We start from the raw sequence: 20,300 nt of genomic DNA, 5'->3' as shown, positions 1-20,300 counted from the left end.
CGTTACTTGGGTATAACGTGGATTTATTTGCATCACGAGTGAATAGATTAATGCCGGAATTGGTATAAAGTAAAAAGAGTGCTTTTGAAATCCAAGGATGGCTTTATGAGGTTGTATCATTTCTTTATGAGTGGCGTTGTTCTCATTGCCCCACTTTCTAGCTCAGCCGAAACGATGGGTGAAGTCAGTTCACCTGACGTGAAACCTTTTATTATTGGCGGACAACAAGCTACAGCCAACCAACTCCCTTTCTTTGCACGCGTCATTTTACACCGTACGGGTTCCAGTCAGTTTGCCAACATTTGCGGTGGTACCATCGTTAATGACAGGTACATCATGACCGCAGCACACTGTGTCGAACCGAGTGTCTTCACTGGCGGATGGACAATCAACGATCTTCGCGTGTTGGTGAAAAACCCAACCATGAACGATGTGTTTGTGGAAGAATTTAAAGACGTGCGAGCTATCACCATTCATCCAAACTACGATCCAGATGACCTTTGGATTAACGATATTGCTGTCTTGGAGCTCACGCGTCCAATTACCGACAACGTCCAATCCATCACACTACCACAGGACTTTGGCGACTACAGTGAGCAGACGGTATATCAAATCTTTGGGCTTGGACAAACCTCAACGAACGATACATCAGGTCCTAACTATCTACGCTGGGCAGAAATCCAACCCTTAACAGATTTACAGTGTGCCTCACTTGTTTCAGGCTTTAACTCACAAGAAAGCTTGTGCGCCAATGGCTTCCCTAACCGAACTTACACTGGGATATGTGCAGGAGACTCTGGTGGTCCTTTGACCTATCAAGACACCAACGGGGATTATCAACAGATCGGCATAGTGAGCTACGGATCTTCGGTTTGCGAGTCTCCCGCTATTCCAAGCGTATTTACAGAAGTACTCAATTACACTTCTTGGGTCGAGGCGCAAACCAGTTCCGGAATAAAAACGGTCTACAATGCCACTCTGGCTGCAAGCGAGGATTACCATAGCGAAGGGGATTCAGGGTTCGATCCGGAAGACACCACCAGCAATGATTTTGGCAATAATAACAGTGGTGAAAGCAGTGGCGGTTCACTTGGTTTCGGACTGTTCACTCTTGGCAGTTTATTCGCTTGGGTCAGACGCCGTCAGCCCTTGTAGCACGTGCCTTAAACCTTACTTACAATTTTTAGAATAAAAACTCTAAAACTTATCATTTTCCAGTACATCTTAAGCCGATAATCCTGTTATTATCGGCTACCCAACTACTTTCAGATCAAGTCCATGAATAATGCTGCATCGAGTCGCCGTATTTCAGCGATGCTGTTTCTGACTCTTGGCGTCATATTGTCCGTGTTTGCTGGTTTTGCGCTGTCGCAGATGTTTGTTATTGAGCAAGATTCCTTTCAGCTAATTTCTGCCGTCAGCTCCGTCATGATTGTGAGTTTTCTTCGTTATCAATGGCGCGCATTGCCTGCAGTAATACTCGGGTTATTCGCTTATTATTTTTGGACCGGAAGAACACTCGAACATGCGTTGCTTTACGCTTTCACTGTTCCATTGTTGCCTTTCGCATTTTCTAGCTTGTTTCATTACCTCAACAACCGCGCCCTCTATCAACCCGCAGAGCAAAGGATCACTTTATTCTTTGTCGTCATTGGGTGCTTATTTCCGTTCGCTAATACGATCAAGATGATGTTGGTCAACACCTTTGTTGATGGCCAATTTCTAAGTCCGGACTTTTTGTTCTATGCCACACTAGGGAATTACTTAACTCAGTTGTTGGTGACACCTATTTTGTACGTCATGGTGAGCTTACTCACCGATACCGACACACAATCGTATCTTGCCTTAGACAAGCGTTTAAGAGTTTCAAACTCCCGCTGTCGCGGCTACATAACATGGCTAGTAAGCTGTATTGCCATTTTTATTACTGCGGTACTTTCTTCATCTTCTTTCATGCTCAACTCGCTGAGCTTCTTTGCCGTACTTCTTGTCGTGATTGGTTTAGCTAAGCACGGACTCATTCGCCCACTGTTTGTTGGCGCGCCGTTCATTTTATTGATCATTAATGACAGTATCAGCCACTACAACGCAGGCTTAATTGGTGACAAACAGTTCTATGGTTTGCTGATCATCATTACCGTGCTCACTACCTTGGCGTATTTACTCGGTGGCTATTCAGTGAAGCTGTTCGAGATGACACAAAGACAGATTCGTTCAGAGCGGATTGACCCGTATTCAGGCTTGTCCAACATCGCCCAGTTAAAAGAAGACATCAGTCGTCAACGCCATTCCCTGTTGCTCTACCTTGATCTAACGCCAACGCTTTCTATGCTCACAGACCTCGGTCATGAGGGTAAATCGCAATTAATCATGCAACTGAGTGAGTTTCTTTATTCTCGCAACGACAGTATCAATCGCTGCTACCGCCCACCTTTCTCTACAGGGTTGTTGAGTTTTACTCATTACTCAGACCTCGCAGAGGAAGAGTTGCAAGAAGTCGTGGAGTATCTAGAGAGCTTTCAATTCTATTGGCGCGGCACCTCTGTTGCTCTTGTTTCGCCAACGATATTTTGTACCGTCGTTCATCACGGGCAAGACATTGAAAAGGTGGTGTCGATTTTGTGTGATCAACCACCTCAAAGCGATCGCAGTATTCATTGGATTAACGCACAATCGTTCGAAATGGACCGCGTCGATAAACTCAACCATATCCAACAGGTGTTTAAGCGCGAGCAGTTTGAACTGTTCTGCCAACCATATATGAAGCTCTCAGGTGTCGAAGAAACTAAGCACAGTTTTGAAGTGTTGTTACGCCTAAAAGAACAAAACGGAAAAGTGCTCTCACCTGCGGCATTTTTTCCTCTGATCAACCAATTCGGATTAGAGATAAAACTTGATCACTGGGTGATCATCAACACGTTTCGAATGCTTGGGGACAAGGTAAAAAACTGGGATGACATTGGGCATTGCGCGATCAATCTTACCGCGAAAACCCTAAGTGCAGAAAACCTAGCCTCTCGCATTATAGAGAGTGCCAAAAGCTTTAATGTACCGTTGGAAAAGATTTGCTTTGAGATTACCGAATCTTCAGCACTCATCAATGAACAACAAGCGATTGAAACCTTAAGCTTGTTACGCAAACTCGGCTGTAAAGTCGCAATTGATGATTTCGGTACTGGTTACGCTAGCTTTGCTTATTTGCGCCGCCTGCCATTAGATATTCTGAAGATTGAAGGGGCATTTGTACGTGAAATCACTAAGAGTGAAACCGACCGATTGATCGTCAGTTCCATTGCGACGGTTGCGAAAGAAATGCACTTAGAAACCGTCGCAGAGTTCGTAGAAACCGCAGAACATAGCGAGATATTACGCAGTTTGGGGATCAACTTTGCACAAGGTTATGGCGTCGCAAAGCCTATGCCGCTGAGTCGTTACCTAGCGAACCTCTTTGACCAGCAAGACAAGAAAGAACAGTTACCAGCGCCAGAGTTCGCAACTTTATAGCGGTTTGCGTTTTAAGCGGGAATTGATGATGTCTTCAATCAATTTCTGCTCTTTCTTGGCTTTCTCATAATTTTGTTTACTGCGCCAACGTTCCAACACTTTCTCTAGCCCCTGCACTCGGGCATGTTTGTACTCAAGGTGTTTTTGTACCGAAGCGCATTCTGCTTGCATCACGGCTTGTTCGTGTTCGTGGTGGTGAAGCATTTTTTGTAGCATGTGATCAACGCGATTTAAGTTCATCAGCGTCGCGCTATTAAGCACAGGTGTTGCAAGGGCGGATTGACCCGCATGGTTTTTGAGTTCAGAAAGCTGCTCTAGCTGCATCGCAAGATGAGAGTGACGCTGCCGCATCACATCGAGCTGCTGCCCCACTCTATCACGCTGCTTTTCTTCCATTTGCTGCAGCTTACCAACAGCTTTTAGTTTGGACTCCATGCTGTAACCTTATTGCGCCTCACTCTGGAACATCTGCGCCAACGCCGTCAAACTGGTTGGGTAGTCTACGGCTTCATTTGCAGACTGCTGTAGATAAGCACGCAATTGCGGATACATAGAAACCGACTGATCCAACTCAGGATCTTGCCCTGGTTGATAGCCACCCAGTGGTAATAACTCTTTAACTTGCAGATAGTTGGAGTAAAGCTGACGGAAGTTATTAGCAATCGTGCTGTGCGCTTCGTGAGTACAAGCGTTCATACAACGGCTAATAGAAGCATTGATATCAATCGCTGGGTAATGCCCTTGCTCAGCCAATTGACGAGACAACACCACGTGCCCATCCAAAATTGCACGAGCAGAATCAACCACAGGGTCTTGTTGGTCATCACCTTCGGCAAGCACGGTATAGATTGCGGTCAGACTGCCATGCGGGTTTTCGCTGTTACCCGCTCGTTCTAAAAGCTGAGGCAAAACGCTGAATACCGAAGGCGGATAACCTCGTGATGCTGGCGGCTCACCCAAAGACAAGGCAATTTCTCGCTGCGCCATCGCATAACGCGTCAAAGAATCCATCAGGAGCAATACGTCTTTACCTTGGTCACGAAAGTACTCAGCAACTCGGTGACAAAGTAATGTAGCGCGCAATCGCATCAGTGGCGATTCATCCGCGGGTGCGGCGATAATCACCGCTTTCTGACGAGCTTCTGGTGTTAGGTTTCGTTCAATAAACTCGCGGACTTCTCGACCACGTTCGCCAATCAAACCCACGACAATCACATCTGCCTCTGTGTTCTGCGTGATCATTCCCATCAAGACACTTTTACCGACACCACTGCCAGCCATCAAGCCAATGCGCTGCCCTTTACCCACGGTCAATAAACCATTGATAGCACGAACGCCAACATCCAGAGGCGTATCGACCGGGCGACGTTTAAGTGGGTTGATCGGTTTAGGTTCAAGTGAAACACGATCTCCCCCTTTAAGTGGCGCACCGTCATCGAACGGTTCACCTAATCCGTTGACCACTCGCCCTAACCATTGCGAACTAAGCTGTACCGTGCTGTCTCCATCCAGTGGAATGACTTTGGCACCAGCAAATAAGCCACCTAAACGGCGAATAGGCATTAAGTAGGCGACGGTATGATCAAAGCCAACCACTTGCGCTTCGATCATATCCCCTTCTGCGGTTTCAACTAGGCAACGTTGTTCCAGTTTGAAACGACAGCCAACGGCTTGAAGCATCAAACCATTTACTTTGATCAATCGCCCTGTCACTCTCGCAACGGGAATTGAATCGAGCGACGCTAATGCATCGCTCAAACGCTCACTTAATACTTCATGGCTTAAGGTGCTATTCATCTTCGGTTTCAACCTGCGGAATCGACACTTCATCAAGCAGGTGCTGCTTTACGTTGTCCATACAAGCTTCCAAGCGTGAATCGCAGCTCGCATCAGCTTCGGCATCTTCGGTGACAAGCTGACAACCGCCCACAGGCAACTCGGCATTTGCTACCAACTTCCAAGCTGATGGCAAATCTGCATTGATCTGATTAATACGCTCTAAATCCTGCGGATTCAAATGCACAATCACACTCTCCGCTTTGCCCGGCATTGCCGATAGCGTTTCATCAACCAAGGCTAAGATTTGCTGTGGCATTAAGGTCAGCTCAGCACGAATAACCTGCTGCGCCACCTTTTGTACTAACTCGCAAATCATGTGACGTTGTTGCTGTTCCTTTTCGTTCTGCCAACGAGACAGAGCGTGGAACAACTCATTCACTGGTTTCGCCGCTTCCATAAAACCTTGCTTTCCAGATTGCTCTCCAGAAATAAACCCTTTTTGAAAGCCTTCTTTTTGTCCATCAAGCAAGCCTTGTTGTTTACCCTGCTCAATACCTTGACGTAGACCTTCATCATGACCTTGCTGTAAACCCTGTTGAAAGCCAGCCTCAAGCTGTTGCTGAATATCAGCTTGAGTATCTTGCCAACCTTGATTTTCCAGCGCGAAGTCATCTTCAATATTTACTGGCTGCGCCAAAGGTGGAAAGCGATGTAAACGGTAACCACTTGGGGGTAAACGCATGGTATTTGGTGCTTTGTCTGCCATTGCGTTACTCCACCGTTGGCTCTTCGTAAAGTAGCAGCTGAATTTCGCCCGACTCATCGAGCTCACGAACTAGCTGCATAATGTCCTGACGTGCACGCTGCACTCGGCTCAATACCACAGCGCCGCGCAGTTCCATATCGTCTTCTAACGCTTTAACCATACGTTGAGGCATAGAACGTTTGATTGCTTGCTGCATAGTAATCTCGGAGCCTTTCAATGCCACAGCCCACAATTCCAATGGGATCTGTTGAACCAGTGCGTCCATGGTTTCTTCGCGCTGACGACCCAGCACCATGAAGTCGAACATGTTCTCTTCGATTTCATTCACAACATCCTCGTCGTGCAGTTTGAGCATTTCCATCAAGGACGCGCGGTCACCTTCAAATCGGTTAATGATGTCTGCCGCTTGCTTCACACCAGACAAAGGCGTGGTTTGGCTAGCAGAAACCTTGTCAATGCAACGTTCTACAAGCTCGTGCAAATCGTTCGCAACTTGATGATCGATGTCTTGCAACTGAGCAATGCGGAACAAGATCTCATCATGGTAATCCTGCGGCAGGTGCTTCAATACGGCTGAAGAACTGTCCGCCGGTAGATAAGCTAAGAAAATAGCCTGCATCTGTGGGTGCTCGTTGACGATAAATCGTGCCAACGTTTCCGCCTCTACCCACTGTAAACGCTGCATGTTGTTGCGAATTTCATCGCCATACAGGTTGTTGAGCAACCCCTTTGCCAAATCGTTACCTAACGCTTTACGTAGCGTATTGGACAAGTATTCTTTCGACGCGCCACGAATGCCGCTGTGCTCTCGGAAATCTTCAAAAAAGTTTTGGATGACACCACGAGCAGAATCACTTTTGATGCCATTCAACTTCGCCATTGCGCGAGTCACACGCTGGGTTTCATCACGAGTAAAGTTTTGCAGCACTTTCGCAGCCGCGTCCTCTCCCATCCCCAGTAGCACAAGGGCGGTTTGTTCTACATAACTAAGCGTCTGTTTTGACGTCAACGGCGCTGTGTTCATTGATGTTTACCCATTGTTTCAGAATTTCGGCTACACGCTCTGGCTCTTCGTTGGCAATAAGCTGTAGGTGTTTCAATTGAATCTCAAGTGGAGAGCCTGCTGGCGGTAACATGTCACTGTTAACATCCAATCCAGACGAAACGGCAATCCCTTTCTCTGATAGTTTGCGATTGAGCACTTCTTCACGCTCACGCTCTTCACGAGTTTGTAGGTTGTCGTAATCCGGTTCGATTTGCGGCTCAGCAAACTCCAGCTCAGGAGCAGGTTTGTCTGCACCTGTGAGATGCATGATAAGCGGACGAAGAACAAAGAAGATCATCGCCAAACCCAACATTCCACCAATCACGTAACGCAAAGGCTGCTGTACCGTCGGGTCTTGCCACCAAGGCATTGCCGGCGGCGCGTCAATCTCGATTGGAGTGAAGTTGAAGCTCATAAGGCTCAAGCTATCACCACGAGCGTTTGAGATACCAACTGCGTCCATGATCATGGTCGAAATTTGCGTTTTATCGGCTTCGCTCCAAGCCACACCATCCGGCGCCGCTTGTGAGTTCAGCAAGACCGAAACACTTAATTTGTCTATCTGACCTTGTTGGTATTGAGTACGACGAACACTGCTACCCACTGCGTATTGACGGTTGATCTCCGAACGCGCGTTTGAGTTCTGGCTGTCATTCGTTGGCGTTTCACCGGTGACTGGCGGTTGGTTGCTCAATGAACCAGGGATACCAAGAGCGATTTGGTCAATTGAGTTATTTTGAATCGTATGCTCATTACGGACCACTGGAGCGTTGTCTAGGATTTCTTGCGTTTCTTCAACTTGGCTGAAATCCATATCTGCCGCGACTTGAACACGGAAGTTACTTGGTCCCACGATTGGGGTCAGCATGTCAGCGGCACGTTGAATGATCTGTTTCTCAACGTTTTTTTGATATTCAAGGTATTTGGCGTTCACTTTGCCAGCTTCAGCAGAAGCAACGTCTGCACTCAATAGGCGACCGTATTGGTCAACGACAGAGACAAACTCCGGCTTCATTGCCGTCACACTGCCAACCACCAAGTTAATGATCGCTTCAACTTGCTCAGGCTTAAGGTCTTCACCCGGTTTAAGCTCTAGCATGACCGAAGCCGACGGGTTTTCCGTATTTTGACGCACAAACAGGGTTTGACGAGGAATAGCAAGGTGCACACGTGCGTTTGCGACTGAGTTTAGAGACATGATAGTACGTACTAACTCACCTTCTAAACCATGACGGTAGCGTGCAGTTTCCATGAACTGACTGGTACCAAGAGAACTGTCTTCTTTTAATGAATCAAGACCCGTTGGCAGCTTCGCTTTTACCCCTTTTGAAGCCAAAAGCATACGGATACGTGCAACCTCACCTTCAGGAACCAGCACTTGTCCATTTTGCTCTTGCATACGGTAGCTGATGCCTTCCGTTTCTAATACCGACACAATCTCGCCAATATCAAAGCGCTCTTGCTGGCTATATAGAGGACGGAAGCTCTGAGAAGAACTCCAAAGCGCGACCACAATGAGCGCGGCAACAATAGCAGCCAAAACAGCAGACAACACCAGGTTGCGTTGGCTGCTTGACCACAATTGCTTGATTTTGTTTGTAACGTCATCCATTCCATTGCTTGAAGAGAATGACTGAGTGGTGCCAGTATGCATTGCAGAAGTACCGGCGACTTGAGTGGATAGTTCTGACATGTATTACACCGGCATCTTCATAATATCTTCAAATGACATCACGACTTTGTTGCGCACTTGCATCAAAGCATTGAATGAGAGACTCGCCTTTTGGCTTGCAATCATTGCCCCGACCAAATCATCACTTGCCCCAGTTTCTACAGCCGTCATTTTCTGGCTTGCGACTGACTGATGTTGATTGACCGTATCGAGCACGTTCGTCATCGCTTGTGAAAAAGAAATTGGAGTATTCAAGGTTTTCTGATCAAGTGGGTTTGCACTTACCACAAATTCCGGAGGTTGAGCTTGTGTTCGCATCACCTCCATTTTTGACAGCATTAGCTGCTCTGCTGAAACCGCATTGGTTGGTTGACTTGCCATCTTTGTTTTCCCCTTTTAGGCAGCCGAGCCAAGCGCCGACTGTAGATCAATACCGTGCTCGCGCATTGCCGCGAGCTTGTAACGTAACGCACGGGTAGAGACACCCAATGCGTTTGCGGTTTTGGTTCGGTTTCCACCAAACTGACGTAATTTATCTAGAACAAATTGAAACTCAGCTTGCTTCTTCGCTTCGACATGTCCAAAGCTTGAAACAGGCTCAACAGACTGGACTGGTGTTAACAATTCAATCGGCAACATCAAGTCATGGGCGGTAATGTAATCACCGTGACGCATGACTAAAGCGCGTTGAATAACGTTTTCGAGTTCACGAATATTGCCTGGCCAGTGATATTGGCTCAGTGCTGAAATCGCATCTTGGGACAGATGACAACGACTGCCATCTTGGTATTTTTCGATGAAAAATTGGCTGATCGGTAAGATGTCTTCTTTGCGCTCACGCAGCGGCGGCCAATGCAATGGCAGCACATCCAAACGATAGTAAAGGTCTTCACGGAACGTGGCTTTTTGCACTTCTTCACGCAAGTCTTTGTTGGTCGCCGCGATCACTCGGATATCCAGTTGAATTGCTTTGTGACTGCCAACTCTTTCCACCTCACGCTCTTGAAGTACGCGTAGTAGTTTCGCTTGCACTGCTGGCGACATCTCACCGATTTCATCCAACAAAATGGTGCCACCATTGGCTTCTTCGAATTTGCCGCTTTGTGAGTTTGTTGCTCCGGTAAACGCGCCTTTTACATGACCAAACAACACCGCTTCCAACATAGATTCTGGAATAGCCGCGCAGTTGACCGCAACAAAAGGTCCATCCGCTCTTGGAGATTGCTCATGCACATAGCGAGCAAGCACTTCTTTACCCGTACCCGATTCACCAGTAATAAGAACGCTTGCATTAGTGCACGCTGCGCGATGAGCTAATTGAAGCACCTGTTTGCTACGCCATGATTCCGCCACAATGTTTGCCAATGGCTTACCTAAAGCTTCTACGCGCTTAAGTAAGTTCAGTAATTGGTTGGTTTCGAACGGACGAAGTAGGTAGTCTGTCGCGCCTGACTTCATTGTTTCCGCAGCTAAGATGCCCTGTTCTTGATCGACAACAGCGATCACAACACCAGCATTGCGCTGCTTCTGATGACATGCCACAAACTCACGCACACACATATCAGGCAAGTTAGAACTCACCAGGGTGATACAAGCACGCTCTTGCAAAAGTGCGCTACGACCAGTGCGGCTGTGTTTTGTCGAATATCCTGCATTCTCAAGTACACCCAACACTGGTTGAGCAAGGTTTTCATTTGGCTCAACCAACAAAATATCTGTTTTCGTCATCATTGAACCTTTACCTTCTCTTGTTGGGGTTGTTTTACTTCTGGGCGATTTTTCGCAATCACACGTTCATTGTCTCGAACCAGTCTTAATGTGACTCGGCGATTTTTGGCTTGTCCGGCTGACGTGTTATTACTGGCGATAGGGTAGCGAGCACCATGGGCACGAATTTCAATCATGCTGCGCTCAGCACCTAGCGCAACAAGGGCATCTGCGACTTGCTGGGCTCGTTGACGTGATACGCTTAAATTTGCAAGCTGAGAGCCTACATTATCGGTGTAACCATCGATCAAAATCTTAGTGACGCGCTCATCGACAGACACATAACTGTATAAGGCGGCCAATGTGTCTGATTGCTTAACACTTAATTGCTTTTGACCAAAATTAAATGGCAGATTGATATCGCGTGCTTGGGAAAACGAAAGCTTAGGCAAACGAGCGCGGCACTGGTTGAAGGACTCCAATGCACTCTGCATTCGGATAGTTGGTAACGTTACAGCGCTAATAGCGGAAGGATTACTTCCGTCAAGTGACAATGTCACCCAACGACCTGAAGCAACTTGCTCCAGTAATGCATCTGCACCATGGTTAAACTTAAACCGATTCGTCGCCAATTTATACTCAACCAACGCCCCATCTTTCGTATAAAGCTCATTAGACCATGGAGCATTCTCACTACTTAGCACCGCGCTATTCCATTTATTGTTGTTATTTCGAACATCTGCAATAAACGAAATTTGGCTATTTGGTTCCGCTAGGAAATAAAACTTCCCCTGTGGAACATTTGAATGCATCAAGTTGCACTCAAACTTATTTCCTTTATATGTCCAATTAGAAAGATCCATGGGTATGGTGATCTTTTCTCCAGCAACTGAAGAATTAGACAAGGTTAATAGTGCAATAGAAAATAAGCTTGAAAATATTATTAAGCCATTTCTGCCTAGGTATATCTTACAAAGCCCTGACATAGAATGGTTAATTAAATATGCCATCAAATTAGGAAATTTGGCATAGGTAATCATATTAAGACCCTATTCTGAAATATTAAAATTGGTCAACAAACGCCCACGAAAGCAGGGTTCATTCTTACTTAAACTTAATTTGACCAACAAAAAATGGTTTGTATTGCATGAGGTTAGATGATTTTATTATCTTTCAACCTTAAATAGTTGAATTAACACCATCTTAGCTTCCGCTTGTTATATTTTTTATTAACTATTTTATAAGCCACAACCTAACTCTTTTTAAATTTCATTAAAAGTGCATATAGTTACCTACAAATCAACATGTGAACTAAAGTCACAATAATCAAAGTTGACACTAAAGGATCATTAAATTTTATGTATAGACTGGCCGCCATTAAGTTGAAGCAGTTTAGATTGTTAACGCACGGTAAAATATAGATGGAAAACAAAGTTAACGAGCCTATTTCCGACATCAATTTGTTAGATGTAGAATTATTAGGCAAACCTATTCATATCATTCGTGAAAAGCTCGAAATTTTGATTTCAGAATCCTGTTCCAGCCTCACAAATGAATTGCAAAATTGGCTCAGCTCAAACAAAGTCGAAGCGAGCTTAGTTTCTGTCGAGCTGCATCGGTTCTCGCCAACGCTGTTGGATAAGGACCAAACGTCCACTTACCAACATCAAGATGAGGGCATGGTGTATGTTCATGGTGATTCGCAAACTCTGATTAAGTTAGCAGACCGTTTTTACGGCGCAACGACAGAGCGCAGTTCAACCTCATTAACCGCTAGTGATTTACGATTACAAGAACGGATTAGCCGAATCATCACCAATTGGCTCGCTCCTCAAGAAATGTGGCAACTTTGTGAGTATGAGACGCCACGCGGAATTGGCTTACACGCCGAACTTTCCATCGCGTTTGAAGACTATCAGGGCACCATCCACCTCAAGCTAGACAGTGCGATGATTCAAACTCTGATTGAGCAGCTGGAAATGCACAGCGATGCCGATCTGTATCAGCCGTTTTGTCGTTCTTTAGAATCCACCCCCGTTCGTCTCAACGTCGTGCTAAGCAAAAAAACCATGGCGCTCAGTGACGTTGTGGGGCTACAGCCTAACGATATTTTGCCAATAGAGCTTCTAAATACCGTGCCTATCAGTATTGGTCCCCAAACCCTTTTCACTGGTCGTGTTGCCGAGCAAGACGGTCAGCTTGTTTTGATTTTTAACCCAGATAAGGAATCGCAGCGATGAGCGAAGCGCAAGAGAACACAGCATTCGACGCCGATGAATTAAATTTTGATGATTTTCAGTTGGAAGATTTTGAAACTGAGCCAACTTTTAAAGCTGAACCTGTTGCCGAGCGCGATTTGAGTTTCTTCAAGAGCATTCCAGTGACCGTAACACTTGAAGTCGCGAGCAAAGAGATACCGTTAGGTGACTTGATGAAAGCTGGTGAAGGTACCGTCATTGAGCTTGATAAACTCAACGGTGAGCCTCTAGACGTTAAAGTTAACGGGTCGCTAATGGGACAAGCAGAAGTCGTCGTTGTTAACGATAAATATGGACTTCGCCTTATTGATGTACACGACTCCGCACTTAGCGGTGTAGGTCGATAAGTTCGGATGGATTGCGCAATGAATGTTCTGAGTGTTTGTCAGCGTCGACGATCTTTGCTGACGATGGTGGTGTTCGGTTTATTACTGTTTGCACTGCCAACCATGGCGGCGGACAACGGCTTAACGATCCTATCGGTTTCCGACGGCGACACACAACAAGAGTACAGTGTGAAGCTTCAGATTCTGTTGCTCATGACAGCACTCAGCTTCTTGCCAGCGTTTATCCTCATGGCAACCAGCTTTACGCGTATTATCGTCGTATTGGCAATTTTGCGTCAGGCTTTAGGTTTACAACAAAGCCCACCAAACCGAGTGTTGGTGGGTATCGCTTTGACGCTGACGATTCTAATTATGCGTCCCGTTTGGACTGACATTTACGACAATGCGTTTAAGCCCTATGACAACGGTGAAATTACTTTGGTTCAGGCGTTTTCTGTGGCTGAAAAGCCAGTCAGAAGCTTTATGTTAGCGCAGACGCACCAAAGCTCATTAGAGCAGATGTTACGTATTGCGAATGAGCCAATAGATCAAAATGTTGAAGACATTTCTTTCGCTGTTGTACTGCCAGCATTTGTGATCAGTGAACTCAAAACAGCTTTCCAAATTGGCTTCATGTTATTTATTCCATTTTTGATCATCGATCTGGTGGTCGCTAGTGTCTTAATGGCAATGGGTATGATGATGTTGTCACCTCTGATCATCTCCCTACCCTTTAAACTGGTCATTTTTGTTCTTGTTGATGGTTGGGCGATGACGGTTGGTACCTTGTCTGCCAGCTTTGGGTGATGGGAGAACATCATGACACCAGAATTAACCGTCACTCTATTCTCTGACGCAGTATGGCTTATCATCTTGATGGTGGCAGTGCTTGTTGTACCTGGTTTGATTGTTGGTTTGTGTATTGCGGTATTTCAAGCCGCAACACAGATTAACGAACAGACACTGAGTTTCTTACCGCGTCTATTAGTCACACTCCTTATGGTGATTTTCGCAGGTCACTGGATGCTGCGAAAAATCATGGAGCTGTTCGATTACCTATTCCATAACATTCCGGGGATGATCGGCTAATGACGGTCTCGTTCGCGGAATTGTCCATGATTCTTGGTCAACTTTGGTGGCCATTTTTCCGTGTTGGCGCGGTGTTTATCTCCATGCCTTTTTTCGGAGATGCACTTATTCCTGTTTGGGTGCGCAGCTTGCTCGCCCTTTCTATTGTGGTGATCACCGCTCCACTGATGCCCCCCATGCCAGAAGTCGAACTCTTCTCTATGACGTCTCTGTTTCTTGCTTTCGAGCAAGCAATCTGGGGCGTGATGTTTGGGTTGATTCTGCATATGCTATTCAATGTCTTTACCATGCTTGGTCAAGTCATCTCTCTGCAGATGGGTTTAGGTATGGCGATGATGAATGACCCAGTGAACGGACTTTCGGTCGCCATTCTTGGACGTATTTTTCTGATTTTTTCTACTTTGCTGTTCCTTGCACTTGAAGGACATTTGTTGGTTATCGACATTGTTATTCAGAGCTTTGTCGTTTGGCCGGTCGGCTCAGGTATTACCGCTCTATCTCTTCAAGGCATTATCAACATATTTGGGTGGATGTTTGCCTCTTCACTTGCTTTAGCGCTACCGGCTATCGTGTCCATGCTGCTTGCAAACATCAGCTTTGGTGTGATGAACCGAGCAGCCCCGTCACTTAATGTGTATGCACTCGGCTTCCCGATGACCATGTTATTAGGTCTATTTAGTGTTTTGATTTCAGTATCCGGCGTCCCAAGCCGCTACACCGCATTGGTGCATGACACGATTCGTTTTCTGAACAACTTTATGTTGGGGGGCTCATGAGCGATCAGTCGTCACAAGACAAAACCGAGAAAGCCTCCCCCCAGAAGGTAAAAAAAGCCCGCCAGGAAGGGCAGATTCCTCGCGCAAAAGAGTTCACGACTGCTGTAATATTTTTAGCGGTGGCGCTGTTCTTTTATTCTCAACTGAATGGCATTTGGGAAAGCGTCTCGGGCGTATTCCGCTACAACATGACCTTAACTAAAGCAGACTTAGAAAATCCAAAACAGTTAGTTGAGCACCTAGGTCAAAGTTTGGCTGTCATTATTGAGATGCTGTTACCGCTTTTCACGGTGATCATCATTGTGACCTGTGGCAGTAGCATGGTGCTAGGTGGCTGGATGTTTCGACCAGCCAACGTGATGCCAAAGCTAAGCAAGCTCAACCCTATCTCAGGTATTAAGCGCATTTTCTCGACTCGCTCAGTCGTTGAGCTGTTGAAATCGACCTTCAAGGTTTTGGTTATCTTCGGCATCCTCTATGGCTACTTGGACAACCATTTGCAGCCGCTACTTGGTATGCAAAACTTGCCATTGAGCCAAGGTTTTTCTCTGATCATGTCGATTTTGTTCGAAGGTCTACTGCTGATGGGGTTTGCTCTATTACTGTTTGGGGTTATTGACATTCCTTACCAACGTTGGGAACACCTCAAGGAACTACGAATGACCAAACAAGAGCTCAAAGAAGAGTTCAAAAACAACGAAGGTCGCCCTGAAGTCAAACAACGTATTCGACAAATTCAACAACAGTTTGCTCGTCGTAAAATCGACAAAATGGTGCCAACTGCAGACGTAGTGATCACTAACCCGACTCACTACGCCGTCGCATTGAAATATGAGCCATCACTTTCTGATGCGCCATTTGTGGTCGCAAAAGGCGTCGATGAGACCGCAATGCACATTCAACGTATTGCCCGCGAGAACAAGGTCGAGATCATCAACTCGCCGCCTCTTACTCGTTCGATTTATCACACCACCGCAATTGAGCAAGCCATCCCAAGCCAGCTCTATATCGCTGTGGCTCACATTCTAACTTACGTTTTGCAATTGAAAGCCTTTCGTAAAGGGGAAGGAAAAGAACCAACACCTTTGCCTCACTTTTCAATTCCAAAGCATTTGCAACACTGATTAACCCGCGTTTACCCAAGGACACGAGAGTATGTTTAACCGGTTAAAACAACTTCAAACTTCCACCAAAGGCTATATGGGAATTCCAATTGTCTTGCTGATGGTTTTGGCAATGGTAATTTTGCCTCTACCACCATTACTGTTGGATGCGCTGTTTACCTTCAACATCGTTTTAGCGATTCTGGTATTGCTGGTCAGCACTACAGCAAAGCGACCACTCGACTTTTCAGTTTTTCCAACCATTTTGTTGGTCGCGACGTTATTACGCTTAACACTGAACGTAGCATCAACGCGTATCGTATTGCTTGAAGGTCACAACGGTGGAGATGCGGCAGGTAAAGTTATCCAAGCCTTCGGTGAAGTGGTTATCGGTGGTAACTATGTCGTTGGTATGGTGGTGTTCATCATCTTGATGATCATTAACTTCGTCGTGATCACCAAAGGTGGTGAGCGTATTTCTGAAGTATCCGCTCGCTTTACCTTGGATGCCTTACCAGGTAAACAAATGGCGATCGATGCCGACCTCAATGCTGGTTTGATCGACCAAGAGACTGCACGTCTGCGTCGTAAGGAAGTCGCGAACGAAGCCGATTTCCACGGCTCAATGGATGGTGCATCTAAGTTCGTTCGTGGTGATGCTGTCGCAGGTTTGCTGATCCTATTCATCAACATCATTGGTGGTATCAGTATTGGTGTATTCGAGCACGGATTACCTGCTTCCGAAGCCTTCAAGACTTATGCCCTACTGACTATTGGTGACGGTCTCGTTGCACAAATCCCATCACTATTACTTGCTACTGCCGCTGCTATTATCGTTACTCGTATCAACGACAGCGACAATGGCATGTCAGAAACCATGCATAAGCAGTTACTGGCAACACCAGCAACTTTGTTCACCGTTGCTGGCATTATGGTGGTGATTGGTATCGTACCAGGTATGCCTCATTTGGCATTTTTCACCTTTGCTGCAGTATTGGCATTTGCTGGATGGCGACAAAGTAAAAAGCCCGTCCAAGACCCACAAATTGACCAAGTAGAAGCGCTTTCTCATGCAATGCAAGAAGAAGAGACCACGCTAACTTGGGATGATATTCCACACGTTCACACTTTGTCCCTTGCCCTAGGTTACCGCTTAGTGCATTTGGTCAACAGAGAACAAGGTGCACCTTTGGCACAGCGTATTCGTGGTGTGCGTCGCAACCTCTCTGAACAAGTGGGTTTCTTACTGCCTGAAGTCCGTATCCGCGACAACTTAAGCTTAAAGCCAAATCAATACACCATCGCTCTAAATGGTGAAGTGATTGAACAAGGCTTTATCGAACCAGAACGCTTAATGGCAATTGCTGTTGGTGAAACCTATGGCGAAGTTGATGGTATTTTAGGAAGCGATCCCGCTTACCAATTGCCAGCCGTTTGGATTGAACATCAAGACAAAGCCAAAGCCCTGAATATGGGTTATCAGGTGGTTGACGATGGTACGGTAATCGCCACCCACATCAGCAAGATCATGAAGACCAATTTGGCAGAGTTGTTTACGCACGATGACGTAGAAGCCATGACTCAACGCCTTACAGCACAAGCGCCAAAACTGGCTGAAGCGTTAGCGGCAGCATTAACACCAGCCCAGCAACTTAAGGTTTATCGTCAGCTTCTGCTTGACCAAGTGCCACTAAAAGACATTCGCACCATCGCCAATACCATGTTGGAATCATCGGAAAACACCAAAGATCCAATTTTGCTTGCTGCAGACGTACGTTGCGCACTCAAACGCACCTTGGTCAACTTAGTCGCAGGTCAGAAAAACGAGTTGAACGTCTACGCCTTGTCTGACGAACTCGAACAGATGTTGATGACATCACTGCAACAAGCACAAGCAGCAGGTACGGTCATGCTAGACAGTTTCCCGATCGAACCAAACATTCTTGGACAGTTCCAACAGAATTTACCCTTGATTCGTCAACAACTTAAGCAGCAAGGTCTGCCACCAATTTTACTGGTGATGCCTCAACTGCGACCATTGCTGGCACGTTATGCCCGCACCTTTACCCAAGGGTTGGCAGTACTGTCTTACAATGAAATTCCAGAAAACAAACAAATCAACGTGGTAGGTAACCTTGGATAATCTCATCTCAAACAAAGCGATGTACGACTATTTGTGTTGCCTTGCCGAGGAACACATTGTCACGGAAGACGATAAATTGGTGTTTGATGCACTCAAACACAATGACATTCAGCATGCGTGTCAGGCAATTCGTGAGACGAAAACAGGAGAGGTGGAATACCAACACCTCACATTACGTTTTGGGTCACGTGGTGAGCAGAGCGTGTATCAATTTGAACTTTCTGAGCAAATGCTGTTTTGCTTAGATCTTTACAGCTTGTATCTCGCGCTTCGCCAAACTCAATTTCAGTTGGAAGCGTTTCATCCCGATTTGATCAGCAACGTGGTCGTGCCAATTCATGTTGATGCGCTGCTTTGGCAGCCTGGCGCGCACTTTCTTGAGCAAATGATTCAGTTTCACAATGCAGGATTTCAACATGTCGTGCCATCTCTGCAAGCAGATAAAGCGCTCTGCTTACACGAACGCGTTGGTACTTTGGTTGAGCAGCTCAAAGAAAACGCATTTGCACTCTGGTTCGAGATCGCGACAAATCAAATTCACTTTGAGCATATTGTGGATTTCGAGCCAGACATGATTAAGTTATCTGTGACGATAGAAAACAAAGAAGATCAACATGCGTTTTTGCCTATTGCTCGTTTCCTACGTCGCAATCAATTTCCATGGGTAGCAGGGCGTGTCGCAAGCCAAGTAGAACTCAACCGCTACCGCTTATTAGGCACGAGTTACTATTTCGGATACTTCAGCGATATTCCTACGTCACTGTCTTTTCAATCGTTTGATGACGAATAAAGTAAGAATGCCGTAGAACAATAAGGGCGAATTCTAAATTTAGAGTTCGCCCTTTTTTATACCCAGTCGTGTCGAGACGATGGGTTCAGCGAGGTTAATTTGGTTTATAAACATGAAGGACTTAGTTTGTAGATGCGATGGCGATTTAACGGTCTACTGGGCCTAAATCAGCGATTTTCTGGAATGGACATCACCAAAAACCATCAAAATGAGCCATTTGGAAAAAATATTTAACTTTCTAATTAATCATTAAAACCAACTAACCGCCTCTTGTTAGTGAGCAGGGAAATTCCCGAGGCCTGAAAAGATATTGAAAACCAAGGAGACTTACGATGGCTTTATCTATGCACACTAACTACGCTTCACTTGTTACGCAAAACACGCTGAACAACACAAATGGTCTATTAAACACTGCAATGGAGCGTTTGAGCACAGGCTTCCGTGTTAACTCAGCGGCTGACGATGCTGCAGGTCTGCAAATTGCTAACCGACTAGAAGCACAAACTCGTGGCATGAACGTAGCAATGCGTAACGCACAAGACGGCATCTCAATGATGCAAACTGCGGAAGGCGCGATGGACGAAATGACTAACATCGTGTACCGCATGAACGACCTAGCAACACAATCGTTGAACGGTTCAAACAGTGCTACTGACCGCGCATCTCTTGATAAAGAATTCCAAGAGCTAACTAAAGAACTTAACAACATCGTTGACAACACTAAGTTCGGTGGTCAAAACCTTCTTAAAGGCGGCGGCTTCGGTGCAGGCGCAGTATCATTCCAAATCGGTTCATCTTCAGCTGAAACACTATCTGTAGACGCAAGTACTGGTATTGGTGAAATCACTACTATCCTAGCTGACGCAGCAATCACTGACGGTGTTGGTGACGCAGCTAAAGCGAAAGCAGCTCTTGATAAAATCAGTGGCGCTGCTGGTCTAGTTGAAAAGATTGGTTCTTCTCGTGCAGACTTCGGTGCGAACATCAACCGTCTAGAACACACTATGACTAACCTTGGTAACATGGTTGAGAACACTACTGCAGCGAAAGGCCGTATCATGGATGCAGACTTCGCAGCAGAATCTTCAAGCATGACTAAGAACCAAATGCTTATGCAAGCTGGTACAACGGTTCTTTCTCAAACGAACCAACTGCCTGGTATGGCAATGTCGCTACTACGTTAATAGTCCCCTTCTATTAACTAAAAAGTTACAACATTTAGTTCGTCTGAAAGCTCTAAGCCTCCCATTCATCCGGGAGGCTTTTTTCGTTCACATAGGGTTGATTTATACCTATACCCAAGTGACTTCAAGATGCAGGATTCAGAGCGTTGTCATTGATT

Annotated in this window: 20 protein-coding genes; 12 read left to right on the top strand and 8 right to left on the bottom strand. The window is 46.0% G+C overall.

Annotated elements, in window-relative coordinates:
- The first annotated feature begins 126 nt into the window (after positions 1–126).
- Positions 127–1,155: a S1 family peptidase gene (locus VHA02S_RS22280; RefSeq protein WP_038899008.1), complete on the top strand. Its 1,029-nt coding sequence runs from the start codon at positions 127–129 to the stop codon at positions 1,153–1,155.
- A gap of 123 nt (positions 1,156–1,278) precedes the next feature.
- The gene (locus VHA02S_RS22275) at positions 1,279–3,504 is read left to right on the top strand and encodes a sensor domain-containing phosphodiesterase (RefSeq protein ID WP_029790767.1); all 2,226 of its coding nucleotides are present in this window, start codon (positions 1,279–1,281) and stop codon (positions 3,502–3,504) included.
- Here the strand turns inward: VHA02S_RS22275 and fliJ are convergent.
- Genes fliJ through VHA02S_RS22235 form a run of 8 tightly spaced genes read right to left on the bottom strand, consistent with a single transcriptional unit; the run spans position 3,499 to position 11,378 of the window.
- Positions 3,499–3,939 carry a flagellar export protein FliJ gene (gene fliJ / locus VHA02S_RS22270; RefSeq protein ID WP_005448699.1) on the bottom strand — a complete coding sequence of 147 codons (441 nt, stop codon included), beginning with the start codon at positions 3,937–3,939 and terminating at the stop codon, positions 3,499–3,501. The genes VHA02S_RS22275 and fliJ overlap by 6 nt on opposite strands.
- A 9-nt stretch (positions 3,940–3,948) precedes the next feature.
- A complete protein-coding gene (fliI, locus tag VHA02S_RS22265) occupies positions 3,949–5,301 on the bottom strand; it encodes a flagellar protein export ATPase FliI (RefSeq protein WP_038899007.1) in 1,353 nt (450 codons plus the stop codon).
- Positions 5,294–6,049, bottom strand: a complete 756-nt coding sequence (gene fliH, locus VHA02S_RS22260) for a flagellar assembly protein FliH (RefSeq protein ID WP_005448696.1) — start codon at positions 6,047–6,049, stop codon at positions 5,294–5,296. Before fliH ends, fliI begins: the two co-directional genes overlap by 8 nt.
- A gap of 4 nt (positions 6,050–6,053) precedes the next feature.
- Positions 6,054–7,073 carry a flagellar motor switch protein FliG gene (locus VHA02S_RS22255; RefSeq protein ID WP_005448694.1) on the bottom strand — a complete coding sequence of 340 codons (1,020 nt, stop codon included), beginning with the start codon at positions 7,071–7,073 and terminating at the stop codon, positions 6,054–6,056.
- Positions 7,036–8,787: a flagellar basal-body MS-ring/collar protein FliF gene (fliF, locus tag VHA02S_RS22250; protein ID WP_005448691.1), complete on the bottom strand. Its 1,752-nt coding sequence runs from the start codon at positions 8,785–8,787 to the stop codon at positions 7,036–7,038. Before fliF ends, VHA02S_RS22255 begins: the two co-directional genes overlap by 38 nt.
- Positions 8,788–8,790: 3 nt before the next feature.
- Entirely contained in the window at positions 8,791–9,147 is a 357-nt protein-coding gene (gene fliE / locus VHA02S_RS22245; RefSeq protein WP_005448690.1) for a flagellar hook-basal body complex protein FliE, read from the bottom strand.
- Positions 9,148–9,162: 15 nt separating this feature from the next.
- Positions 9,163–10,494, bottom strand: coding sequence for a sigma-54-dependent transcriptional regulator (locus tag VHA02S_RS22240; protein WP_026138187.1), 1,332 nt, complete (start codon positions 10,492–10,494; stop codon positions 9,163–9,165).
- Complete coding sequence (locus VHA02S_RS22235) at positions 10,494–11,378, bottom strand: MotY family protein (RefSeq protein ID WP_227740467.1); 885 nt, start codon at positions 11,376–11,378, stop codon at positions 10,494–10,496. The genes VHA02S_RS22240 and VHA02S_RS22235 overlap by 1 nt, the downstream gene beginning before the upstream one ends.
- Between VHA02S_RS22235 and VHA02S_RS26420 the strand changes: the two genes are divergently transcribed.
- From VHA02S_RS26420 to lafA, 10 genes are all read left to right on the top strand, one after another.
- Positions 11,335–11,505, top strand: a complete 171-nt coding sequence (locus VHA02S_RS26420) for a hypothetical protein (protein ID WP_226982153.1) — start codon at positions 11,335–11,337, stop codon at positions 11,503–11,505. The genes VHA02S_RS22235 and VHA02S_RS26420 overlap by 44 nt on opposite strands.
- 389 nt (positions 11,506–11,894) lie before the next feature.
- Complete coding sequence (locus VHA02S_RS22230; protein WP_017817315.1) at positions 11,895–12,713, top strand: FliM/FliN family flagellar motor switch protein; 819 nt, start codon at positions 11,895–11,897, stop codon at positions 12,711–12,713.
- Positions 12,710–13,078 carry a flagellar motor switch protein FliN gene (gene fliN / locus VHA02S_RS22225; protein ID WP_005448686.1) on the top strand — a complete coding sequence of 123 codons (369 nt, stop codon included), beginning with the start codon at positions 12,710–12,712 and terminating at the stop codon, positions 13,076–13,078. The genes VHA02S_RS22230 and fliN overlap by 4 nt, the downstream gene beginning before the upstream one ends.
- An 18-nt stretch (positions 13,079–13,096) precedes the next feature.
- The gene (gene fliP, locus VHA02S_RS22220) at positions 13,097–13,864 is read left to right on the top strand and encodes a flagellar type III secretion system pore protein FliP (RefSeq protein ID WP_005448685.1); all 768 of its coding nucleotides are present in this window, start codon (positions 13,097–13,099) and stop codon (positions 13,862–13,864) included.
- A gap of 12 nt (positions 13,865–13,876) precedes the next feature.
- Positions 13,877–14,146 carry a flagellar biosynthesis protein FliQ gene (gene fliQ / locus VHA02S_RS22215; RefSeq protein ID WP_005448684.1) on the top strand — a complete coding sequence of 90 codons (270 nt, stop codon included), beginning with the start codon at positions 13,877–13,879 and terminating at the stop codon, positions 14,144–14,146.
- A complete protein-coding gene (gene fliR / locus VHA02S_RS22210; protein WP_029790761.1) occupies positions 14,146–14,922 on the top strand; it encodes a flagellar biosynthetic protein FliR in 777 nt (258 codons plus the stop codon). The genes fliQ and fliR overlap by 1 nt, the downstream gene beginning before the upstream one ends.
- Positions 14,919–16,046, top strand: a complete 1,128-nt coding sequence (gene flhB / locus VHA02S_RS22205; RefSeq protein ID WP_005448680.1) for a flagellar biosynthesis protein FlhB — start codon at positions 14,919–14,921, stop codon at positions 16,044–16,046. The genes fliR and flhB overlap by 4 nt, the downstream gene beginning before the upstream one ends.
- A 31-nt stretch (positions 16,047–16,077) precedes the next feature.
- The gene (flhA, locus tag VHA02S_RS22200) at positions 16,078–18,168 is read left to right on the top strand and encodes a flagellar biosynthesis protein FlhA (RefSeq protein WP_005448679.1); all 2,091 of its coding nucleotides are present in this window, start codon (positions 16,078–16,080) and stop codon (positions 18,166–18,168) included.
- A gap of 19 nt (positions 18,169–18,187) precedes the next feature.
- On the top strand, positions 18,188–18,958 hold the full coding sequence (locus VHA02S_RS22195) for an EAL domain-containing protein (protein ID WP_038899009.1): 771 nt from the start codon (positions 18,188–18,190) through the stop codon (positions 18,956–18,958).
- Positions 18,959–19,290: 332 nt separating this feature from the next.
- The gene (lafA, locus tag VHA02S_RS22190; protein ID WP_005448677.1) at positions 19,291–20,142 is read left to right on the top strand and encodes a lateral flagellin LafA; all 852 of its coding nucleotides are present in this window, start codon (positions 19,291–19,293) and stop codon (positions 20,140–20,142) included.
- Positions 20,143–20,300: the final 158 nt, after the last annotated feature.

This window comes from Vibrio harveyi NBRC 15634 = ATCC 14126 = KCTC 12724 (assembly GCF_001591145.1).
Taxonomy (GTDB): Bacteria; Pseudomonadota; Gammaproteobacteria; order Enterobacterales; family Vibrionaceae; genus Vibrio; species Vibrio harveyi.
The sequence above is the reverse complement of the archived record's forward strand: the minus strand, read 5'-3'. Positions and strand labels throughout refer to the sequence as shown.

What these genes read in the sequence shown, in the direction of transcription:
- VHA02S_RS22280 (WP_038899008.1), top strand. Translation starts at nt 127, where the DNA reads ATGAGTGGCGTTGTTCTCATTGCCCCACTTTCTAGCTCAGCCGAAACG.
- VHA02S_RS22275 (WP_029790767.1), top strand. Translation starts at nt 1,279, where the DNA reads ATGAATAATGCTGCATCGAGTCGCCGTATTTCAGCGATGCTGTTTCTG.
- fliJ (WP_005448699.1), bottom strand. Translation starts at nt 3,939, where the DNA reads ATGGAGTCCAAACTAAAAGCTGTTGGTAAGCTGCAGCAAATGGAAGAA.
- fliI (WP_038899007.1), bottom strand. Translation starts at nt 5,301, where the DNA reads ATGAATAGCACCTTAAGCCATGAAGTATTAAGTGAGCGTTTGAGCGAT.
- fliH (WP_005448696.1), bottom strand. Translation starts at nt 6,049, where the DNA reads ATGGCAGACAAAGCACCAAATACCATGCGTTTACCCCCAAGTGGTTAC.
- VHA02S_RS22255 (WP_005448694.1), bottom strand. Translation starts at nt 7,073, where the DNA reads ATGAACACAGCGCCGTTGACGTCAAAACAGACGCTTAGTTATGTAGAA.
- fliF (WP_005448691.1), bottom strand. Translation starts at nt 8,787, where the DNA reads ATGTCAGAACTATCCACTCAAGTCGCCGGTACTTCTGCAATGCATACT.
- fliE (WP_005448690.1), bottom strand. Translation starts at nt 9,147, where the DNA reads ATGGCAAGTCAACCAACCAATGCGGTTTCAGCAGAGCAGCTAATGCTG.
- VHA02S_RS22240 (WP_026138187.1), bottom strand. Translation starts at nt 10,494, where the DNA reads ATGACGAAAACAGATATTTTGTTGGTTGAGCCAAATGAAAACCTTGCT.
- VHA02S_RS26420 (WP_226982153.1), top strand. Translation starts at nt 11,335, where the DNA reads ATGGGTATGGTGATCTTTTCTCCAGCAACTGAAGAATTAGACAAGGTT.
- VHA02S_RS22230 (WP_017817315.1), top strand. Translation starts at nt 11,895, where the DNA reads ATGGAAAACAAAGTTAACGAGCCTATTTCCGACATCAATTTGTTAGAT.
- fliN (WP_005448686.1), top strand. Translation starts at nt 12,710, where the DNA reads ATGAGCGAAGCGCAAGAGAACACAGCATTCGACGCCGATGAATTAAAT.
- fliP (WP_005448685.1), top strand. Translation starts at nt 13,097, where the DNA reads ATGAATGTTCTGAGTGTTTGTCAGCGTCGACGATCTTTGCTGACGATG.
- fliQ (WP_005448684.1), top strand. Translation starts at nt 13,877, where the DNA reads ATGACACCAGAATTAACCGTCACTCTATTCTCTGACGCAGTATGGCTT.
- fliR (WP_029790761.1), top strand. Translation starts at nt 14,146, where the DNA reads ATGACGGTCTCGTTCGCGGAATTGTCCATGATTCTTGGTCAACTTTGG.
- flhB (WP_005448680.1), top strand. Translation starts at nt 14,919, where the DNA reads ATGAGCGATCAGTCGTCACAAGACAAAACCGAGAAAGCCTCCCCCCAG.
- flhA (WP_005448679.1), top strand. Translation starts at nt 16,078, where the DNA reads ATGTTTAACCGGTTAAAACAACTTCAAACTTCCACCAAAGGCTATATG.
- VHA02S_RS22195 (WP_038899009.1), top strand. Translation starts at nt 18,188, where the DNA reads ATGTACGACTATTTGTGTTGCCTTGCCGAGGAACACATTGTCACGGAA.
- lafA (WP_005448677.1), top strand. Translation starts at nt 19,291, where the DNA reads ATGGCTTTATCTATGCACACTAACTACGCTTCACTTGTTACGCAAAAC.